This is a genomic window from Kitasatospora sp. NPDC092286 (assembly GCF_044755565.1).
In the GTDB taxonomy this organism is placed as follows: Bacteria; Actinomycetota; Actinomycetes; order Streptomycetales; family Streptomycetaceae; genus Kitasatospora.
This window is the reverse complement of record NZ_JBIVRD010000010.1, coordinates 155,068-172,223: the sequence shown is the minus strand read 5'-3', so window position 1 is coordinate 172,223 and position 17,156 is coordinate 155,068. Positions and strand designations below refer to the sequence as shown.

At 68.8% G+C, this 17,156-nt stretch carries 24 protein-coding genes and 1 pseudogene; 17 read left to right on the top strand and 8 right to left on the bottom strand.

What is annotated here, in order from left to right; genetic code table 11:
* The first annotated feature begins 119 nt into the window (after nucleotides 1-119).
* The 3 genes and pseudogenes from ACIQIB_RS13015 (at nucleotide 120) to ACIQIB_RS13005 (ending at nucleotide 2,116) form a co-directional block, all read left to right on the top strand.
* On the top strand, nucleotides 120-638 hold the full coding sequence (locus tag ACIQIB_RS13015; protein ID WP_400757842.1) for a hypothetical protein: 519 nt from the start codon (nucleotides 120-122) through the stop codon (nucleotides 636-638).
* Between the two features lie 41 nt (nucleotides 639-679).
* Nucleotides 680-913: pseudogene (locus ACIQIB_RS13010) on the top strand (alpha/beta hydrolase); the annotation flags it as partial.
* Between the two features lie 672 nt (nucleotides 914-1,585).
* On the top strand, nucleotides 1,586-2,116 hold the full coding sequence (locus ACIQIB_RS13005; RefSeq protein ID WP_363611992.1) for an SgcJ/EcaC family oxidoreductase: 531 nt from the start codon (nucleotides 1,586-1,588) through the stop codon (nucleotides 2,114-2,116).
* Between the two features lie 273 nt (nucleotides 2,117-2,389).
* Here the strand turns inward: ACIQIB_RS13005 and ACIQIB_RS13000 are convergent, their stop codons facing one another.
* On the bottom strand, nucleotides 2,390-2,713 hold the full coding sequence (locus ACIQIB_RS13000) for a hypothetical protein (RefSeq protein ID WP_363611994.1): 324 nt from the start codon (nucleotides 2,711-2,713) through the stop codon (nucleotides 2,390-2,392).
* Nucleotides 2,714-2,722: 9 nt separating this feature from the next.
* A complete protein-coding gene (locus tag ACIQIB_RS12995) occupies nucleotides 2,723-3,232 on the bottom strand; it encodes a helix-turn-helix domain-containing protein (RefSeq protein WP_400757840.1) in 510 nt (169 codons plus the stop codon).
* 279 nt (nucleotides 3,233-3,511) lie between these two features.
* Between ACIQIB_RS12995 and ACIQIB_RS12990 the strand changes: the two genes are divergently transcribed.
* Nucleotides 3,512-4,069 carry a DUF3291 domain-containing protein gene (locus tag ACIQIB_RS12990; RefSeq protein WP_400757838.1) on the top strand — a complete coding sequence of 186 codons (558 nt, stop codon included), beginning with the start codon at nucleotides 3,512-3,514 and terminating at the stop codon, nucleotides 4,067-4,069.
* Nucleotides 4,070-4,285: 216 nt separating this feature from the next.
* On the opposite strand, the gene ACIQIB_RS12985 is transcribed toward ACIQIB_RS12990, so the two are convergent.
* Nucleotides 4,286-5,137: a LysR substrate-binding domain-containing protein gene (locus ACIQIB_RS12985; RefSeq protein ID WP_363612000.1), complete on the bottom strand. Its 852-nt coding sequence runs from the start codon at nucleotides 5,135-5,137 to the stop codon at nucleotides 4,286-4,288.
* A gap of 81 nt (nucleotides 5,138-5,218) precedes the next feature.
* On the opposite strand from ACIQIB_RS12985, the gene ACIQIB_RS12980 reads away from it, so the two are divergent.
* From ACIQIB_RS12980 to ACIQIB_RS12965, 4 genes are all read left to right on the top strand, one after another.
* Nucleotides 5,219-5,713, top strand: coding sequence for a cupin domain-containing protein (locus ACIQIB_RS12980; protein ID WP_400757835.1), 495 nt, complete (start codon nucleotides 5,219-5,221; stop codon nucleotides 5,711-5,713).
* A 172-nt stretch (nucleotides 5,714-5,885) separates the two neighbouring features.
* Complete coding sequence (locus ACIQIB_RS12975) at nucleotides 5,886-6,245, top strand: DoxX family protein (protein ID WP_400757833.1); 360 nt, start codon at nucleotides 5,886-5,888, stop codon at nucleotides 6,243-6,245.
* 87 nt (nucleotides 6,246-6,332) lie between these two features.
* Nucleotides 6,333-6,878, top strand: a complete 546-nt coding sequence (locus ACIQIB_RS12970; RefSeq protein ID WP_400757831.1) for a DUF6879 family protein — start codon at nucleotides 6,333-6,335, stop codon at nucleotides 6,876-6,878.
* 197 nt (nucleotides 6,879-7,075) lie between these two features.
* A complete protein-coding gene (locus ACIQIB_RS12965; RefSeq protein WP_400653824.1) occupies nucleotides 7,076-7,351 on the top strand; it encodes a hypothetical protein in 276 nt (91 codons plus the stop codon).
* 196 nt (nucleotides 7,352-7,547) lie between these two features.
* On the opposite strand, the gene ACIQIB_RS12960 is transcribed toward ACIQIB_RS12965, so the two are convergent.
* Nucleotides 7,548-8,357 carry a hypothetical protein gene (locus tag ACIQIB_RS12960; RefSeq protein WP_400757829.1) on the bottom strand — a complete coding sequence of 270 codons (810 nt, stop codon included), beginning with the start codon at nucleotides 8,355-8,357 and terminating at the stop codon, nucleotides 7,548-7,550.
* Nucleotides 8,358-8,547: 190 nt separating this feature from the next.
* On the opposite strand from ACIQIB_RS12960, the gene ACIQIB_RS12955 reads away from it, so the two are divergent.
* The gene (locus ACIQIB_RS12955; protein ID WP_400757827.1) at nucleotides 8,548-8,739 is read left to right on the top strand and encodes a hypothetical protein; all 192 of its coding nucleotides are present in this window, start codon (nucleotides 8,548-8,550) and stop codon (nucleotides 8,737-8,739) included.
* Nucleotides 8,740-8,783: 44 nt separating this feature from the next.
* Here ACIQIB_RS12955 and ACIQIB_RS12950 read toward each other — a convergent pair whose 3' ends face one another.
* Together ACIQIB_RS12950 and ACIQIB_RS12945 are read right to left on the bottom strand one after the other, a co-directional pair.
* The gene (locus ACIQIB_RS12950) at nucleotides 8,784-8,987 is read right to left on the bottom strand and encodes a DUF397 domain-containing protein (protein WP_400757825.1); all 204 of its coding nucleotides are present in this window, start codon (nucleotides 8,985-8,987) and stop codon (nucleotides 8,784-8,786) included.
* Nucleotides 8,980-9,843, bottom strand: a complete 864-nt coding sequence (locus tag ACIQIB_RS12945; protein ID WP_400757881.1) for a helix-turn-helix domain-containing protein — start codon at nucleotides 9,841-9,843, stop codon at nucleotides 8,980-8,982. The genes ACIQIB_RS12950 and ACIQIB_RS12945 overlap by 8 nt, the downstream gene beginning before the upstream one ends.
* 329 nt (nucleotides 9,844-10,172) lie before the next feature.
* Between ACIQIB_RS12945 and ACIQIB_RS12940 the strand changes: the two genes are divergently transcribed.
* Genes ACIQIB_RS12940 through ACIQIB_RS12925 form a run of 4 tightly spaced genes read left to right on the top strand, consistent with a single transcriptional unit; the run spans nucleotide 10,173 to nucleotide 11,327 of the window.
* Entirely contained in the window at nucleotides 10,173-10,550 is a 378-nt protein-coding gene (locus ACIQIB_RS12940; RefSeq protein WP_400757823.1) for an ATP-binding protein, read from the top strand.
* Nucleotides 10,547-10,807, top strand: a complete 261-nt coding sequence (locus ACIQIB_RS12935) for a hypothetical protein (RefSeq protein ID WP_400756299.1) — start codon at nucleotides 10,547-10,549, stop codon at nucleotides 10,805-10,807. The genes ACIQIB_RS12940 and ACIQIB_RS12935 overlap by 4 nt, the downstream gene beginning before the upstream one ends.
* Nucleotides 10,804-11,043 carry a hypothetical protein gene (locus tag ACIQIB_RS12930; protein ID WP_400757821.1) on the top strand — a complete coding sequence of 80 codons (240 nt, stop codon included), beginning with the start codon at nucleotides 10,804-10,806 and terminating at the stop codon, nucleotides 11,041-11,043. The genes ACIQIB_RS12935 and ACIQIB_RS12930 overlap by 4 nt, the downstream gene beginning before the upstream one ends.
* A complete protein-coding gene (locus ACIQIB_RS12925; protein ID WP_400757819.1) occupies nucleotides 11,040-11,327 on the top strand; it encodes a hypothetical protein in 288 nt (95 codons plus the stop codon). The genes ACIQIB_RS12930 and ACIQIB_RS12925 overlap by 4 nt, the downstream gene beginning before the upstream one ends.
* Before the next feature lie 87 nt (nucleotides 11,328-11,414).
* Here ACIQIB_RS12925 and ACIQIB_RS12920 read toward each other — a convergent pair whose 3' ends face one another.
* A complete protein-coding gene (locus ACIQIB_RS12920) occupies nucleotides 11,415-12,134 on the bottom strand; it encodes an ABC transporter permease (protein ID WP_400757879.1) in 720 nt (239 codons plus the stop codon).
* Nucleotides 12,135-12,184: 50 nt separating this feature from the next.
* Complete coding sequence (locus ACIQIB_RS12915; RefSeq protein WP_400757817.1) at nucleotides 12,185-13,111, bottom strand: ABC transporter ATP-binding protein; 927 nt, start codon at nucleotides 13,109-13,111, stop codon at nucleotides 12,185-12,187.
* 164 nt (nucleotides 13,112-13,275) lie between these two features.
* Between ACIQIB_RS12915 and ACIQIB_RS12910 the strand changes: the two genes are divergently transcribed.
* Genes ACIQIB_RS12910 through ACIQIB_RS12895 form a run of 4 tightly spaced genes read left to right on the top strand, consistent with a single transcriptional unit; the run spans nucleotide 13,276 to nucleotide 17,151 of the window.
* A complete protein-coding gene (locus tag ACIQIB_RS12910) occupies nucleotides 13,276-14,118 on the top strand; it encodes a helix-turn-helix transcriptional regulator (protein ID WP_400653863.1) in 843 nt (280 codons plus the stop codon).
* Between the two features lie 9 nt (nucleotides 14,119-14,127).
* Nucleotides 14,128-15,543 (top strand): Fe-S cluster assembly protein SufB, encoded by a 1,416-nt coding sequence (gene sufB, locus ACIQIB_RS12905; protein WP_363613503.1) that lies wholly within the window; start codon nucleotides 14,128-14,130, stop codon nucleotides 15,541-15,543.
* A gap of 58 nt (nucleotides 15,544-15,601) precedes the next feature.
* The gene (sufD, locus tag ACIQIB_RS12900) at nucleotides 15,602-16,834 is read left to right on the top strand and encodes a Fe-S cluster assembly protein SufD (RefSeq protein WP_363613505.1); all 1,233 of its coding nucleotides are present in this window, start codon (nucleotides 15,602-15,604) and stop codon (nucleotides 16,832-16,834) included.
* A complete protein-coding gene (locus tag ACIQIB_RS12895; protein WP_188303622.1) occupies nucleotides 16,834-17,151 on the top strand; it encodes a bifunctional 3-phenylpropionate/cinnamic acid dioxygenase ferredoxin subunit in 318 nt (105 codons plus the stop codon). The genes sufD and ACIQIB_RS12895 overlap by 1 nt, the downstream gene beginning before the upstream one ends.
* Nucleotides 17,152-17,156 lie beyond the last annotated feature (5 nt).

The window sequence follows — 17,156 nt, the reverse complement described above, 5'->3', positions numbered from 1 at the left end:
CTCCGAGGAGCCCGGAGCCGCATGCCGGGGTACCGTTGTCCGTTTCCGTTTCCGTCGTCGTCGCGACCGACGCAGGCGCACCGGCGACCGCGCCCCGAGTTTCGCGAGATGGAGTCACCGTGTCCTCGAACGTCTTCCGCAGCGGCATCGGACGGCTGCTCTTCGACCGGGGGCCCGATGAGCTGAGGGTCTGGAGTGTGGCGCAGACGCCGAGGAGCGCACTGTACGGTGCCCCCGTCGAGGCCAACATTCTGCTCGAAGGTACCGACGACATCGACCAGGCCGATCTTCTCCTGGTCGGCGAGGTACTCGGCAGGCTCGACCACTACCTTGAGACGGGGCTCCGCTTCGTGCGTGAGGCGTTGGAGGCCGACCCGGCTTTCTTCGGTCTCACCGAAGCGGAGTCGGAGTCCTACCGCGGCCTGCCTGTCGCAGACTTTCCTCTGGATTCCCCACAGCTCAACTTCTACATCGACGAGTGGCACCTGCGTTTCGCCGAGGGGCGTATGCCCATCTGCGACCCCTACGGTCTCGTGATCGTGTTCAACGGGCAACGGCCTTTGAAAGTGGAGGACTTGAGCGACGCCACTGCCGTCGACGCCGATGACACCGACGGCTCGGGGCGACAGGATTCCTGAACCACCGGCAGGTTCTTCACGGAGTGCGACTCCGCATGATGTGGCCCGATGCCCTGGTCGAGACGGCGAAGCAGATCACCGTCCCGATCGAGTTCGCCATGCCGTGGGACAGCGAGCGCATCCCGTGCGAGGCCGGCCTCGCGCTGTTCGACGCCTTCGCCTCGAAGGAGAAGACGTTGCACGCCAACGCGGGCCAGCACTTCGACATGCCCAGGTTCGAGGCCGACAGCGCGGTCCGGTTCCTCGCCCGGCATCTTGGCCGGACGGTCACCTCACCGGCCCGAGGTGAGCGGCAGCGGCGTCCGGTCCGCCGACCGGGCGCCGCGACCGCGGCCCGGGAGTCCTTCGGCCAGGTGGTGTCCTGGTCGTCTCGGCCAACAGCGACACGGACAAGCGCGAGTTGGACCAGCTCTGGGCCAGTACTCCGGTGACCGGGCGCCCGGCCCGCGAGGGCGCCCCCTTCAGGCCGAGGAAGTCGGCCTGAAGGGGGCGCCGACGGCGAAGCGGCGTGCTCAGCGGGCGCCTGGGGCGTCCGGCAACCGCACGACGGCGGTACCGGCCTGGGACTCGCCGAACCCCCCAGCCCGCGACGAGGGAGCAGCCAACCGCTTCGAGGACGTCGCTCCACGGCCAGTGGCCGGTGCCGTAGTAGAAGCCGCCCTCGCTGCGCGCGGCCTCCCCGGTGCGGCAGAGCATGCGGAGATGGTCGCGGAGCGCGGGATGCGCGACCGCGCCCAGCCTGTCCTCCCAGGGCTCGTCGGCGGAGTCGGCGCCCGACAGGCCGTGGATCGACACCAGGTGTTCGGGGCCGCGCTCGGTGAACGTGGCGGCCCGCATCGCGCTCAAGTGCCGCTGGACACCAGTCCTGTCGGCATGCGAGATCGACTGCGCTGGGCGAGGCTGGGTGAAGCCGTCCGTTCGACCACCGATGACCCAGGAGGTGCTGAATGAGACGCACGCACTATGCCGCGATCGCGGTCACCGCCGCTGTGCTGTTCACGGGAACCGGAGCGACGTACGCGGCCGGAAGCGACGTACGGCCTGCCGTGACGCACAGTACTCTGGCAGGCACCGCGCAGCCCGCCACCGTCACGCCGCCCACTCCAGGGCAGATCGCCGCCCTGTTCGACGGCTGGAACGCGGCACTGGCCACCGGCGACCCGAACCGTGTCGCGGATCTCTACGCCCCGGGCGCCGTGCTGCTGCCCACCGTCGCAAGCATCCGCACCACCCGCGCCGGGATCGTCGATTACTTCACGAAATTTCTGGAGAGCAAGCCCGTCGGAAAGATCCAGGAGCGGTACATCAACATCCTGAACGATACGAGCGCCATCGACACGGGCCTCTACCAGTTCACGCTGACCGACAAGGACGGCAGCAAGAGTACGATCAACGCCCGCTACACCTACGTGTACGAGTTGCGTGGCGGCCACTGGCTGATCATCAACCACCACTCCTCGAAGGTGCCTACGGGCTGAGATCCGTCTCCTGGCCTCCGCCCCTTGTTCCATGCGGGTGCTGCGAGGCTCGCCCCCACAGCCTCGCAGCACCCGACGCCGAAAATGTCCGTTTCGGTGGTCATCACCACGATCGTCAAGCCGCAGCAGCGTGTCTCAGCGCGCACTCACCCGCGCGGCCCCGGCCATCGGTCGGTACACAAACGGAGCCGGACGCGGCCGCTGCGTGCCGTTGACGCAGCCAGGGATGAGCGGCTATCCGCAGGGCGGAGACCGGTGGCCGCTGCGGCCTGACTACAGCGACGCCCGCGAGGCTGCCCCCGCGAAGGCGACATGCAGGTCGATGACGACCTCCTCGCCCTCCCAGCGGCCGCGCTCCGAGATCTCAAGGCCGATCAGTGCCAGATCACCAGCCTGGCCCCGCAGCTCGTACTGCTCATGGGTCTCCTCACCGAGGTCACCCAACTCGTCACGCTCCCAAGCGGCCACCGCGGCCTCGGCCACAGCCCTGGGCAGTCGCACCGTGACACGGCCGACCTGGGCGTCGACATGCTCCCCGATCGCTGCCAGCACCTTCGAGTCTTCCCGATACCGGACGTACTCCTCTTGATCCACCACAGGGCGAGGCTACTCGGACTGCTGGACCTGTCCCGACTGAATCAACCCGGCGTCCATGCGGTCAGAGCACTGGCCCTCAGCGGGCCGGGTCTCCCGGGTGATCCACTCAAGGTACGGCAGCGGCCCGGACAGGATCGGCAGTGCGATTACCTCCGGGATGAAGATCCAGGAGCGGTGCTGCCAGGGTTTGAGCGCGTCCTGGGCGAGCCGGCGGCGCACGGTCGACGCCGACATGAACGGGGCGATGCCCCGCCGGGCGGCCTCGCGGGCCAGTTCCGGGCACGACCAGCGTGAGAGCGGTACTTCACTCTCGGCAGGCAGCCGGCAGGTCGGCGCCCTGACCTCAGCGGCCTGCAGCGGTGTGAACGAGGCGGGACGGCCGCAGCGTTGACGGTCTTCGAGCCCGGGCAGGCCCGCCTGGGCGAACCGGCCACGCCAGCGGCGCACGGTGTCCAAATGCAGCCCCGTCTCCCGGGCGATGCATGCGTTGGAGCGTCCACGCGCGGCGTGCAGCACCACTGTGCCCGCACCCGCAGCCTGCCCCGCCCGTCACCGCCCCAGCCCCCGTAATGACCGGTGCAAGAGGCCACTTGGGCAGGAAAAACGCAACTTCGACATGGGCCGCAGAGGCAGCTATCTTCACCTGGTCTTCGGCGATCGCCCACGGCCGCACAGGAGTTCCTTCAGGCCGAGCCACCCGCGACGGGACGAGTCGGTCACGCCCCGCGAATCCTCGCCCCCATGCCCAAGCCACCGAACCAGGTCCACACCAGGCACCCCCCGACCAGGGAGAGACGCATGCCCCGTCTTGCGCTGTACACATTCGGCGTCCTGCAGTCACCTCTCGCCGATCCCGCACCTCTCACACGCGAACTCCACGACAGCGGCGAGGCCATCTACCGGAAGATCAGCCGGCACCCCGGATACCTCGCTCATGCCGAAGCGGCGGACGGCGGCCAGGGCACACACTTCGACCTGGACTGGGGTGCGTGGGGAGAGTTCGTCGTACCGACCTGGTACGGCAAGGGCCAGACGGTGGAAACCATCGCCCTGGCCGCGACACTCTCACTCTGGACCGACCTGCGCCCCGCCTTCGACGCCATCTACACCGGTCTGCACCGTGAGGCGCTGAACAGGCGTTATGACTGGTTCGAGAGGACAGGACACCCGGCTTACGTGTTCTGGTGGGTCTCCGACGGCGTGACACCCACCTGGCAGGACGGGGTTTGCAGGCTGGAACACCTCCACGACCACGGCTCCGCGCCGCACGCCTTCACCTTCCACCACTCGTTCGCCCCGGACGGAACTCCGACCAGGATCGAAGGCATCGGGCCGAAGAGCGACCAGGTTCGCTGACAAGGAAGCCTGAACGACTGGGTTCGCTGTCAAACGCCTCGATTGAATGACGGCGAACAGATGCGTCTGCGCTACGGCGGATCCGCCAGTACCTGGGGCTTCGCCCTCTACCTTGCGAGCACCGACGAGCACCAAGACGCCATCCTGCCCACCAGCGGCTTCGCCGGCACCCCCGAAGACGCCCTCGACTGCGCCTGCGGCACCGGTTGTTGGTGCTCAGTGACGGTACGAGGCCGTCGCGGTCCTGACGAAGGATCGGATCAACGGGTTGGTGTCGCCTTCGTTCCACACCGCCACCACTTGGCTCGGCGGCATGTCGATCAGCGGCACCACGGCCAGTTCCGAGGGCAGGTCGTGTCCGAGCGGGGCCAGGCCGACCGTGCCGTTCCACAGCACGGTCTGCAGGCATTCCTGGACGGCGCGCACCACTGGGCCTTCGCGCGGCCTGCCGCCGTTCCAGTACGACTGCCAGACGGGGTCGGTACCCTGCGGGAACTGGAACCAGCGGCGGTCGTTCAGCTCGGCCAGGCGCAGCCCGTCGCGGCGGGCCAGCGGATCGTCGGCGCGCAGGACCACGCCGACCGGATCGGTCCGCAGTGCCCGCATCGTCAGGGCGGTCTCGTCGAATGGTGCCCGAGTCAATGCGATGTCGACCAGTCCGGCGCGCAGCCCGCAGGTTGGGTCGGTCAGGTCGGTGTCGCGGATGCGGATGTCGATGCCGGGGTGGCTTCGGCGGTAGGCGGCGGCCAGCCTGCCCACTCCCGGGTCGGTGCTGTCGCCCAGGATGCCGATGGTGATGGTCGCGACGCCGGCCGCCTCGCTCACGAGTCCCCGGACGCGGTCGGCATGGTCGAGCAGGGCCCGCGCCTCGTCGAGCAGCACCGAGCCCGCCGGGGTGAGCGTGACCCCCGTGGGCGAGCGGGTCAACAGCAGGGCCCCGACATCGGCCTCCAACTGCTTGATCGCCCGGCTCAGCGGCGGCTGACTCATGTGCAGTCGGGTGGCGGCCCGGCCGAAATGGAGTTCCTCGGCGACCGCCACGAAGTAGCGCAAGGTCCTTAGCTCCACACTGCAACGATACCCACCGGGTATCGGCGCCACGGGATGGGTCTTGGACGCGGGCAGGTTCTCGGCGGTGCACTTGTGAGCATGACCGAAGAAGCGAAGACCAGCGCGTCACAGACTGATCCCGTCGTGTCAGTGGTGGGTCCCGGTGACGGCGAGACGATTGTTCTGGGCACCACGCGCATGCGCGTTCTGGAGGACGGCAGCCACACCGGGCACCGCCTCGCGATCGCCGAGTCCGTCCTCGCCCCGCACACCCAGGGGCCGCCGCAGCACCGCCATGGCCTGCACGACGAGGGCTTCTACATCCTCTCCGGCACCGTGCGGTTCACCGTCGGGGACGAGGACTACGACGCCGCCGTGGGCACGCTCGTGATGGTTCCGCCCGGTACCCCGCACACCTTCGCCAACCTGACCGACCTACCCGCCGTCATGCTCAGCACCTTCACCCCCGACCTGTACGTGCAGTACTTCCGGGACCTCCAGGAGGTGCTCGGCAGCGGCCGACCGCTGACGCCGCCGGCCAACATCGACGCGATGAGCCGCTACGCAACCGAGCCCGCTGCCGACCTCGCCTGAAGCCGACGGCATGGTCCGGACCGGCCACCTTCCTTCGACCGGCAGGGCGGTGGCGCTTCCACGTTCTGTCGTCCGAGTCCCTCGGACGACGGACCGGGCCTTCACCAGGGCTCTTCTGGCAAGCGACGCGATCGACGGGTCCCCGTGAACCGGTGGCCCATGAACGGGAACCATGAACATCGCCTATTGGATCGTCGCGGGGCTGCTCGCGCTCTTCTACTTCTATGCAGGCACGCTGAAGGTGATCCGCAGCCGCGATCAACTCCGACCGATGATGGCCTGGGTCGATCGCGTACCCCTGCCTGCCCTCAGGGCGCTGGGGGCGGTCGAGATACTCGGTGCGACCGGCCTGATCCTGCCACCGCTGACCGGCATCGCTGTCTTGTCGGCGCCAGCCGCGGCCGTCGGCTTCGTACTCCTCCAGACCGGCGCGATCGCCGTGCACCTGATGGGCCAAGACCGCCGGATCGCACTCAACGCCGGGCTCACCGTCACCGCAGCCGTGACCATCTGGCTGGCCACCAGGCTGTGATCGAGCACGGTCCTCGACCGGCGGACGCGACTACAAGTGTGGCCGCCCACGGGGCGCTGTTGGTGCCGATCATCAGGGAGGCGTGTTGTGTCGCAGAACGCAGGGCAGCCGGTGGTGCCCGGCTTTGATGACCTGCTGGCCGGGGCTCAACGGTCGGCGGTGCATCTGGAGATGCGAGACGCCTACGGCGTGGGTGGCGAGTCCTCCGGTTTCAGGCGGTGGCAGAAGACCGGCGAGCGGGACAACGACCCGAGCTCGGACTACTGGCGGCCGTGGGTCGAGCAGATCGCGGCGACTGTTGCCCGTGGCGTGGTGATCCGCCGCGCCCGGATCGTGTCGGAGCCTGTGACCGACTACATCCGGTACGAGTACGGCGGCACCGTTGTCAACCTCGCGTCCGGGGAACAGGTCCGGTGGTTGCCGAGGCGTCAGGCGTCGGACCTGGCACTTCCGGGGAACGACTTCTGGGTCTTCGACGGGGGGACGGTTGTCTTCAACCACTTCACCGGTGACGGGGACTGGGCTGAACCTCCGAAGGAGCTCCGGACCGAACCGGCTGTGGCGAAGCTGTGCGTGGACGCCTTCGAATCGGTCTGGGAGCGGGCCACCCCGCACGACCAGTACAACGTCTGACCCTCGCCGCAGCAGCTACGAACACCGGACAGCCAGCTCATGCCGTCAGCTTCCCCGTCATCCAGCGCTCAAGCCGCACGGAAGGCACTCATTTCAAGCGGTTCCGGCTCAACTTCTGTGGCGGGCCCACCAGCCGTGATGTCGGTGGCAGGTGGTGGGATGGCCGCACTCTGAAGGCCGCCTGGTGGGAGATTCCGATGCCCGTGTACCCGTCGCTTACCCGTGCTCTGGCGGAGGCGTTGATCGATGTTCTCTGGTTCATCGAGGGCTGCGAAGACGAGCAGATGGATCCGGACGACGCTGTCAAAGTCCTGGAGGGCGTTGCCCACCTTGTGAGCCGGTTGTCGAGTGATCAGCGCAGCGAGTTCATCCACCTACTCGGGACGATGGCTGAAGAAGAGGCCAATCCTTCGCGCCGCGAGTTCCTGGAGGGCTTCCCAGAAGGTTGCGGGCTTGTGGAGGATGCGGGGTGACCTGGGCTCTATGAGCGGAGCAGCACCCGCTTGCGGAGGAGGTCGAAGCCAGCGCGGCCAACTATCCGGCGACGGCCCGGGGTGAGGGCGGTCGCGCGGTGGTGCATCGGAGGATGCATTTCACCTGAGTTGGTCAATATTTAGGAGTGTGCGGTCCAAGGCCTGCGGTCGACGACAGTCGATCCGACCAACTGGCTCACCAATCGGCGCTGATCTGATCAGCGACCGAGAAGTCGGTCTCGCAGTCAGGGCAGGTTGCGTTTCCGAAGACGTAGGTCAGCGTCTGCGCGACCTCGCGTTGCCCGTCCGCGAGCGCGATGTCATGGAGTCGTTGGCCGATGCTGTCCAGGTCTGCGGGAGCCGCTGGTCGTAGGGCTCTTGTCTCGATGTCGCCGTCCGAGAGTGCATAGTCGTCGCTGGTGGAGAAGAAGCCACGCTCGCCGAGGACGATGAACAAGCTCGCCTCGCAGCCTGGGCATGAGATCTCGTATTCCTCGTTCCCGAGCCCCCAGGCCAGGTCTTCACTCCAGCCCACGACACCTTCGAAGCCCAGCATGGCTTCCATGAGGTGGATGTACTCGGTGCGGTCCGAAGCGGTTCGACGGTACTGATTCACAGTTCTCAGCAGTGCCGCGATCTCCGCCGCATGCTCTGAGCGGATGTCGCCGGCCCCGTGCAGCTGACCGGCGCCGGCCGTGATCGCACCCGCCAGGACGAGGGCGTTGACCGCTTGTTCCCGGTTCCTGCTCTCCGCCGTGCCGGCCAGCCAGGGCAGCGCTGCGAAGCTGGCCGAGTAAACGCTGCCCTGGTGACACAAGGCCGACCACAGGTCGTGCCAGAGCTCGGCGCTCGGCTCTGCTGCGATCCGGTCCAGCAGGGGCGGTATGTCCTCGGCGGCACCGTAGGCATGGCTGAGTTGCGACCAATCCGTCATGCCGAGATCTAACCAGGCCGATGGGCTCCTTGCCGAAGCGGGATGGCGCTCGCCGGCTTCGAAGAAGTCCAACTCGGACGCCGGTAACGCAGCATGTCCGCAGGCTGCCACAGCTGTCCGTCCGGTCTCGCGCCGAGGCCCTGCACCGTACCCTCGCCGGCCCGGCTCACACACAGCTCGGCGAAGCCCTGGCCAGTTGACGCGGCTCGGTGCGGGAAGCATGCTCTCGACCCGCACTCACGAACCCACCGGAGCCGGACAAATGACGAGCGACACCGGGCGTCAGGCAGCTGCCGTTGCCCACCTCGGTTCGTACGAGGCCTGGGCCGAGCAGTGTGGTGTGCCGTTTCGGGAGACCGTCGCCCGTGCGGGCGAGATCGTTGCTGATGTCATCGAGGTGCGGGGGTCGTTCGGGATGACCTGCCTCGGCGGGATTCTGGTCTGTGGGGTGTAGTTGTCGGCGGCCCCTTGCGAGGCGCAAGGGGCCGCCGGAACGATTCACTGCGCGCCGCCGCCGAAGTGGTCGAACTCGCCGGCCTTGATGCCTTGGAGGAACTTGGCGAACTTGGTGGGGGTGGTGCGGACGATGATGTCGCCGGTGTCGGATTCGCGAAGCTCGACCAGCCCGTTGACGGTGCGGACTTCGACACACGTGTCGTTTGCGGCGGAGTAGCTGGACTTCTGCCAAACGGAGCTAGCCACGCTTGCTTTCCATTTCCTTCTTGATGGAGCGAATGAAGTCTCGGGACTCGTCTTCCGAGAGGGCGACGGACGCCGTCCGAGTGAGGATCTCTCGGAAGCTTGCCAGGTGGGCCGGGGAGTCGTAGAGCTGGCTTCCATGTCCCGTGTCCATCTGTGCGACATCCAGTTCAGGGATCGGACCCTCAGCGTAGGTGAAGTTTTCGCTGGGGCCAGGTAGGGAACCGATGTCGAAAGGTACCGCTCGAATCGAGATTCCCGGGTGCTCTGAATCCTCAAGTAGCGCGTCGAGTTGTTCAGTGAGGACTTTTGGTCCGCTGAACTGCATGCGCAGTGCCGCCTCATGGATGAACGCAGAGTATGAAGTTCCGCCAGAGCGGACAACCCGTTGCCGTTGTATGCGGAAGGCTGTCCTGAGGTCGACCTCATGGCGTGGCGGGGGTGGGAAGGCTTGGGAAAATACCGCAGAGGCGTAGACGCTGGCTTGAAGTAGTCCAGGGACGAACGTGATCGTGTAGGTCGAGAGCCTCCGCGCGTGGCCTTCGAGCTCCGCGACCTCAAGGAAGTCCGTGGCCAGGGTTCCGCGGTACTCCTCCCACCAGCCGGGCTTCTCGCGCTCCGTGATGATGTCGGCGAGAGCGTCGATCAGAGGCTGATTGACGCACATGCACGCTGCGGCGATCGTACGCAGGCGTTCCACGCTGATGCCGATCTTCCCTGACTCCATCTGCGTCACCTGGGCGGGGTTCATTCCGACCGCGCGGCCGAGCTGGCTTCCGCCGAAGCCGGCTTGCTCGCGCATCCTTCGCAGCTCTGCGCCCAGCCTTCGTTGACGGAGCGTTGGATTCGGTCGAGCCATGGGTTCCTTCCGGGCCAGGGGTGTTCTCAGTCTGCCGTGCTGGCTGGACATCGGTCCATTCGGAGCCGGTGTTCGGGCTGTCGTTGCCACGTTAGAGGGAACATCGCGAATCCATGTAAAAGTTACCATCGATGTGCGTTATGGTCGTCGCCAGGTCGATCCGACGGATCGTCAGTAACGCCTGTTTCCCAGGCAGTAGGCGCCTGCTGCCCCCGCACCGCAGAGCAGCCATGCGTGGCGTCACCAGTCCCGTTCTGGCCTGGCTCACGGCGATGTTTCCGCCGGTGAACGACGAACCCCACACCCGCACCCTCACGGAGGTTCCCCTTATGTGTGCCTTCAGCCTGCCCGAAATCCCCGACTGGTCCGCTGCCCGTGCGGAGCTGAGTGACGCGATGTCCCTCGCCGGATGGCCGGACGACGCCATCTACGACGCCGAACTCGCCCTCCATGAGCTGTACTTCAACGCGTGGAAGCACGGCGGGAGCCCCGCGCCGACCGTCGTGATTCTCCTCCTCGAAGGCCGCAGCCTGCGCGTCTGCGTCAGCGACGACAACCCCGTGCTGCCCGAGCCGCACGAGTGCGCCGACCCCTACGCGCAGTCCGGCCGGGGCCTGCACCTGGTCCGCGAGCTCACCCACCGCTTCGGCACCACGCCCCGCAAAAACGGTAAAATCGTATGGTTCGAGCTGGACGCGGCCGCGTGAACGCCCGCCACCGGCCCCTCGCCCCGGACGACCCCCGGATGCGCGACTACACCGACGCCCAGGTCACCGCCCTCCTCGGCGAACTCCGCGAGCGAGGCCGCCCCCACGGCATCCTCTGGGGCTCCGCCACCACCCACAACGGCACCGTCGACGGCCGCGTCCTGATCGACTTCGGCAACGCGCCCGTCAGCACGCTCCTCAACCTCCTCCACCTGCTCCACGAAGCCGGGCGGGGCGGTGACCCGTGGGAGTCGTGATCCCCCTCGCCACCAGCTCCACCCAGCCGGCCCACGTCGAGCGCACCACCGTCCCCTACCTCACCGTCGAACACGTCCCCGACGCCACCGTCCAGCTCCGCCTCGCCGTCGACCTCGACGTGGCCGCCGGCCCCGGCGAACAGCTCGCCTTCCCCCTCACCCGCGAACAGGCCGAGGAACTCCTCCACGGCCTCGCCGCCCACCTCGGCACCCGCGTGACCGGGATCCGCCGATGACACCCGGCACCGTCAACTTCCTGATCGGCGCGGCGTTCGTGGCCCTCCTCGCCCTCGCGATCGCCACCGTCGTCCTCGGCGTCCTCGCGACCCTGAGGATGCCGCACCCCGGCGAACGGGCAACCACCCCGCCACCGCCCCCGATCACCCGCCACGGCCGCTGGGAACTGCGCCAACTCCCCGACGGCACCGCCGAATACGCCTGGATCGCCCGCCAGGCCGGCCACTACGGCCCCGAAACCCACAACCCCACCCCCCAGGGGCGTCACCGCATACCCGCCTGACCCCTTACACAGCGAACGGGCCCTCGCCGAAGCGGCGAGGGCCCGTCTGCTCTGTGTCCGGCGACCGGTTGCCCGTCGTCGCCCCGCTCACTCCCAGCGGAAGAAGCGGGCGGCCGCGGCCAGGGCGAGGACGGCCCAGCCGGTCAGGATGCCGAGGTCGGCCCAGGGGACGCCGGCGCCGGTCTGGAGCACCGAGCGCAGGCCGTCGGAGAGGGCGGCGATCGGGAGGAGTTCCAGCACCGACTGGACGGCGGACGGGAACTTGCTCAGCGGGACGATCACCCCGCCGGCCAGCAGCAGCAGGATGAAGACCAGGTTGGCGGCGGCCAGCGTGGCCTCGGCCCGCAGGGTGCCGGCCATCAGCAGGCCGAGCCCGGAGAAGGCGGCGGTGCCGAGGACGAGGATGGCGAGAACGGCGAGGGGGTTGCCCTGCGGGGACCAGCCGAGGGCGAGGGCGATCACCGAGAGCAGCGCTACCTGCAGCGCCTCGGTGACCAGCACACAGCCCGTCTTGGCGGTGAGCAGCGCCCAGCGGGGGAGCGGGCTGGCGCCGAGCCGCTTCAGCACCCCGTAGCGCCGTTCGAACCCGGTGGCGATGGCCTGCCCGGTGAAGGCGGTGGACATCACGGCGAGCGCGAGCAGCCCGGGTGCCAGGAAGTCGACCCGCTTGCCGGGGCCGTCCACGGCGACGATGTCCACCGAGGAGAACAGCACCAGCAGCACGGTCGGGATGATCACGGTGAGCAGCAGCTGCTCACCGTTGCGCAGCAGCATCTTCGTCTCGAAGGCGGTCTGGGCGAGCAGCATCCGGCCGACGGGGGCGGCGCCCGGCCGCGGCGAGTAGTCGGTGGTCGTGGTCACGAGCGGAGGTCCCGTCCGGTCAGGTCGAGGAAGACGTCTTCGAGGCTGCGCCGCTGCACGGTGAGGCGCTCGGGGAGGATGCCGGTGGCGGCGCACCAGCCGGTGACGGTGGCCAGTAGCTGCGGATCGACGGGGGCCTCCACGCGGTAGCTGCCGGGGGCGGTCTCGGCGGCGGTCGCGCCGTCCGGCAGCTCCTTGAGCAGGGTGGCGAGGTCGAGGCCGGGCGGGCCGTCGAAGCGCAGGCTGCTCTCGGCGCCGCCGCGGCAGAGCTCGTCGGGGGTGCCGGTGGCGATGACCCGGCCCCGGTCGACGATCGCGACCTGGTCGGCGAGCTGCTCGGCCTCGTCCATGTGGTGCGTGGTGACGACCACGGTCACGCCGTCCCGGCGCAGGTCGCGGACCAGGTCCCAGGTGGCGCGGCGGGCCTGCGGGTCGAGGCCCGCGGTGGGCTCGTCCAGGAAGACGAGTTCGGGGCGGCCGACCACGGCCATGGCGAGGGCGAGGCGCTGCTGCTGGCCGCCGGAGAGCCGGCGGTAGGTGGTGCGGCCGCAGGAGTCGAGGCCGAGGCGTTCGACCAGGGCGTCCACGTCCAGCGGGTGGGCGTGCAGCTTCGCGGTGTGCCGGAGCATCTCGACGGCGCGCGCGCCCGCGTAGACGCCGCCGGACTGCAGCATCACGCCGATCCGGGGCCGCAGCCGCGCGCTCTGGGCGACCGGGTCGAGGCCGAGGACGCGGACGGTGCCGGCGTCCGGGCGGCGGTAGCCCTCGCAGGTCTCGATGGTGGTGGTCTTGCCGGCGCCGTTGGGGCCGAGGACGGCGGTGATGGCGCCGCGTGCGAGGGTGAGGTCGAGACCGTCCACCGCGGTCTTCGCGCCGTAGCGCTTGACCAGCCCGGTGATCTGGACCGCGGGTCCGGAGTGCATACCGGCGAGTGTAAGAGGCGCGCACGCCGCACCCCGACGGCGGCCTCTTTGATCGTTTTTCCAGGCCAGGTAAGGCTTGCCTGCGTGACAGATGCCACCGATGAGGTATCGGTCACGGCTTGTCCCGACGGAAGTAATTACGCAACACTGGTGTTGTGAAAAACATGCGCGAGCACACCACGCACCAGGAGGCCGAGACGGCCCCCGGCTGCGCCGTGCCCGCGACGGCGGCCGAGGTGCTGCTGGACGGCCACCGCGCCACCCGGGACCGGGTCGCGCGGTCGATCCTCGACCACGGCCCCTCCTCCGCCGCCGACCTGGCGAACCGGCTCGGTCTGACCACCGCCGCCGTCCGCCGCCACCTGGACGGCCTGACCGTCGCCGGCCTGGTCGAGTCCCGCGAGCAGCGGGTCTACGGCAGCCGCGGCCGGGGCCGCCCGGCCAAGGTCTTCGCCCTCACCGACGGCGGGCGGGACGCCTTCTACCAGGCGTACGACCAGCTCGCGGCCGACGCGCTGCGCTGGATCGCCGACTCGGTGGGCGGCGGCAAGGCGGGCGAGGAGGCGGTCGCCGCCTTCGCCCGGGCCCGGTTCGGCAAGCAGGGCGAGAAGTATCTCGAAGCCCTGCGGCAGGCGGCGGCCGGCGAGCGCACCGAGGCGCTCGCCCAGGCGCTGAGCGCGGACGGGTACGCTGCCACGGTGCGGCGGGTCCCGTCGGCCGCGGCCAAGGCCCCGGCGGGCGCCCAGCTCTGCCAGCACCACTGCCCGGTCGCGCACATCGCCGAGCAGTTCCCCCAGCTCTGCGAGGCGGAGACCGAGGTCTTCTCCCGGCTCCTGGGCACCCATGTGCAACGACTGGCCACCATCGCCCACGGCGACGGGGTCTGCACCACCTATGTGCCGGCACCCGGTGCCGCATCGTCGTCCACCCCGCGTACCGCGGGCGAGGACTCCGATGCAGTGCCGACTGCCGGTACGTCCACCGAAGATTCAGCGTCCGCGCGTTAGGAAGCTCGCATGACTGACACCGTTTCGCACCCGGAGCTCGAAGGCCTGGGCACCTACGAGTACGGCTGGGCGGACCCGGACACCGCCGGTGCCACCGCCAAGCGAGGGCTCAGCGAGGACGTCGTCCGCGACATCTCGGCGAAGAAGAACGAGTCCGAGTGGATGCTCAACCTGCGTCTCAAGGGCCTGAAGCTGTTCGGCAAGAAGCCCATGCCGACCTGGGGCTCCGACCTCTCCGGCATCGACTTCGACAACATCAAGTACTTCGTCCGCTCCACCGAGAAGCAGGCCGAGTCCTGGGAGGATCTGCCCGCGGACATCAAGGCGACCTACGACAGGCTGGGCATCCCGGAGGCGGAGAAGCAGCGCCTGGTCGCCGGTGTCGCCGCGCAGTACGAGTCCGAGGTCGTCTACCACCAGATCCGCGAGGACCTGGAGCAGCAGGGCGTCATCTTCCTGGACACCGACACCGCGCTGCGCGAGCACCCGGAGATCTTCAAGGAGTACTTCGGCACCGTCATCCCGGCCGGTGACAACAAGTTCGCCGCGCTGAACACGGCGGTCTGGTCCGGCGGGTCCTTCATCTACGTGCCGAAGGGTGTCCACGTCGACATCCCGCTCCAGGCCTACTTCCGGATCAACACCGAGAACATGGGCCAGTTCGAGCGGACGCTGATCATCGTCGACGAGGACGCCTACGTCCACTACGTCGAGGGCTGCACCGCGCCGATCTACTCCTCCGACTCGCTGCACTCCGCGGTCGTCGAGATCATCGTCAAGAAGGGCGGCCGCTGCCGCTACACGACCATCCAGAACTGGTCGAACAACGTCTACAACCTGGTCACCAAGCGCGCCGTGGCGTACGAGGGCGCGACCATGGAGTGGGTCGACGGCAACATCGGCTCCAAGGTCACCATGAAGTACCCGGCCGTCTACCTGATGGGCGAGCACGCCAAGGGCGAGACCCTGTCGATCGCCTTCGCCGGCGAGGGCCAGCACCAGGACGCCGGCGCCAAGATGGTCCACATGGCGCCGAACACCTCCTCCAACATCGTCTCCAAGTCGGTGGCGCGAGGCGGCGGCCGCACCTCCTACCGCGGCCTGATCGAGATCGGCGAGGGCTCCAAGGGCGCCAAGTCCAACGTGCTCTGCGACGCGCTGCTGGTCGACACCATCTCCCGCTCGGACACCTACCCGTACGTGGACGTCCGCGAGGACGACGTGTCCATGGGCCACGAGGCGACGGTCTCCAAGGTCAGCGAGGACCAGCTGTTCTACCTGATGAGCCGGGGCATGACCGAGTTCGAGGCGATGGCGATGATCGTCCGCGGCTTCGTCGAGCCGATCGCCCGCGAGCTGCCGATGGAGTACGCGCTGGAGCTGAACCGGCTGATCGAGCTGCAGATGGAGGGCTCCGTCGGCTGACGAACGGCCGCACGCAGTCCAGTCCGCACTTTTTGAGGAAGAGAGCACCACGACAGCCATGGCTGACGTCAACACCCCCACCGGCTCCACCACCGCCGGTTCGATCGAGGTCGGTACGGCCGGCGCGGGCGCGCAGCTCGCCGGCCCCGGCACCGGCCGCGCCACCGTCCAGCAGCCGATCGACGCCCGCGTCGCCGTCGAGCCCTCGTACGAGGTCGGCGACTTCCCGGTGCCGACCGGCCGCGAGGAGGACTGGCGCTTCACCCCGCTGCACCGGCTGGGCGGCCTGCACGACGGCTCCGCGGCGCAGGCCGCCCAGGGCGAGGACAAGGTCGAGCTGAGCCTGCCGGACGGCGTCACCGCCGAGACCGTCGGCCGCGACGACGCCCGCCTGGGCAAGGCGGGCAAGCCGGTCGACCGGGTCGCGGCGCAGGCGTTCAGCGGCTTCGAGCAGGCGCTCGTGGTCACCGTCCCCAAGGAGACGGTGCTCACCGAGCCGGTGAAGATCGACGTGCACGGCGAGGGCGGCACCCGCTTCGCCCACGTGGTGATCGACGTCAAGCCGTTCGCCGAGGCCGTGGTCGTGATCAACCACACCGGCACCGGCACCCGCGCGGCCAACGTCGAGCTGCTGGTCGGCGACGGCGCCAAGCTCACCTTCGTCTCCGTCCAGGACTGGGACCGGGACGCGGTGCACGCCGCCCAGCAGACCGCCCTGATCGGCCGGGACGCCTCGCTGAAGTCCGTGGTCGTCACCTTCGGCGGCGACCTGGTCCGCATCCACCCGCGGGTCAGGTACGCCGCGCCCGGCGGCGAGGCCGAACTCTTCGGCCTCTACTTCGCCGACGCCGGCCAGCACCTGGAGCACCGTCTGGTCATCGACCACGACACCCCGCACTGCCGCTCCAACGTGGTGTACAAGGGCGCGCTGCAGGGCCAGGACGCGCACGCCGTCTGGGTCGGCGACGTGCTGATCCGCGCCGCCGCCGAGGGCACCGACACCTACGAGCACAACCGCAACCTGGTGCTCACCGACGGCGCCCGGGTCGACTCCATCCCCAACCTGGAGATCGAGACCGGCGAGATCGTCGGCGCCGGCCACGCCTCCGCGACCGGCCGCTTCGACGACGAGCAGCTCTTCTACCTGCAGGCCCGCGGCATCCCGGCCGGCGAGGCCCGCCGCCTGGTCGTCCGCGGCTTCTTCGCCGAGCTGGTCCAGCAGATCGGCGTCGCCGAGATCCAGGACCAGCTGATGGAGAAGATCGAGGCCGAGCTGGAAGCGGCGGTCTGATGAGTTTCCTGCGTGCCTGCGCGCTGAGCGACCTGCAGGAGGACGTGCCCAAGCGCGTCGACCTCAACGGTGTGCCGGTCTCCATCGTCCGTACCGACGAGGGGGTGTTCGCGATCAACGACACCTGCTCGCACGCGAACGTCTCGCTCTCGGAGGGCGAGGTCGAGGACTGCATGATCGAGTGCTGGCTGCACGGCTCCAGCTTCGACCTGCGCACCGGCAAGCCCTCCGGCCTGCCCGCCACCAAGCCGGTCGCTGTCTACCCCGTAAAGATCGAAGGGGACGATGTGCTCGTCTCCGTCAACCAGGAGTCCTGAGTACA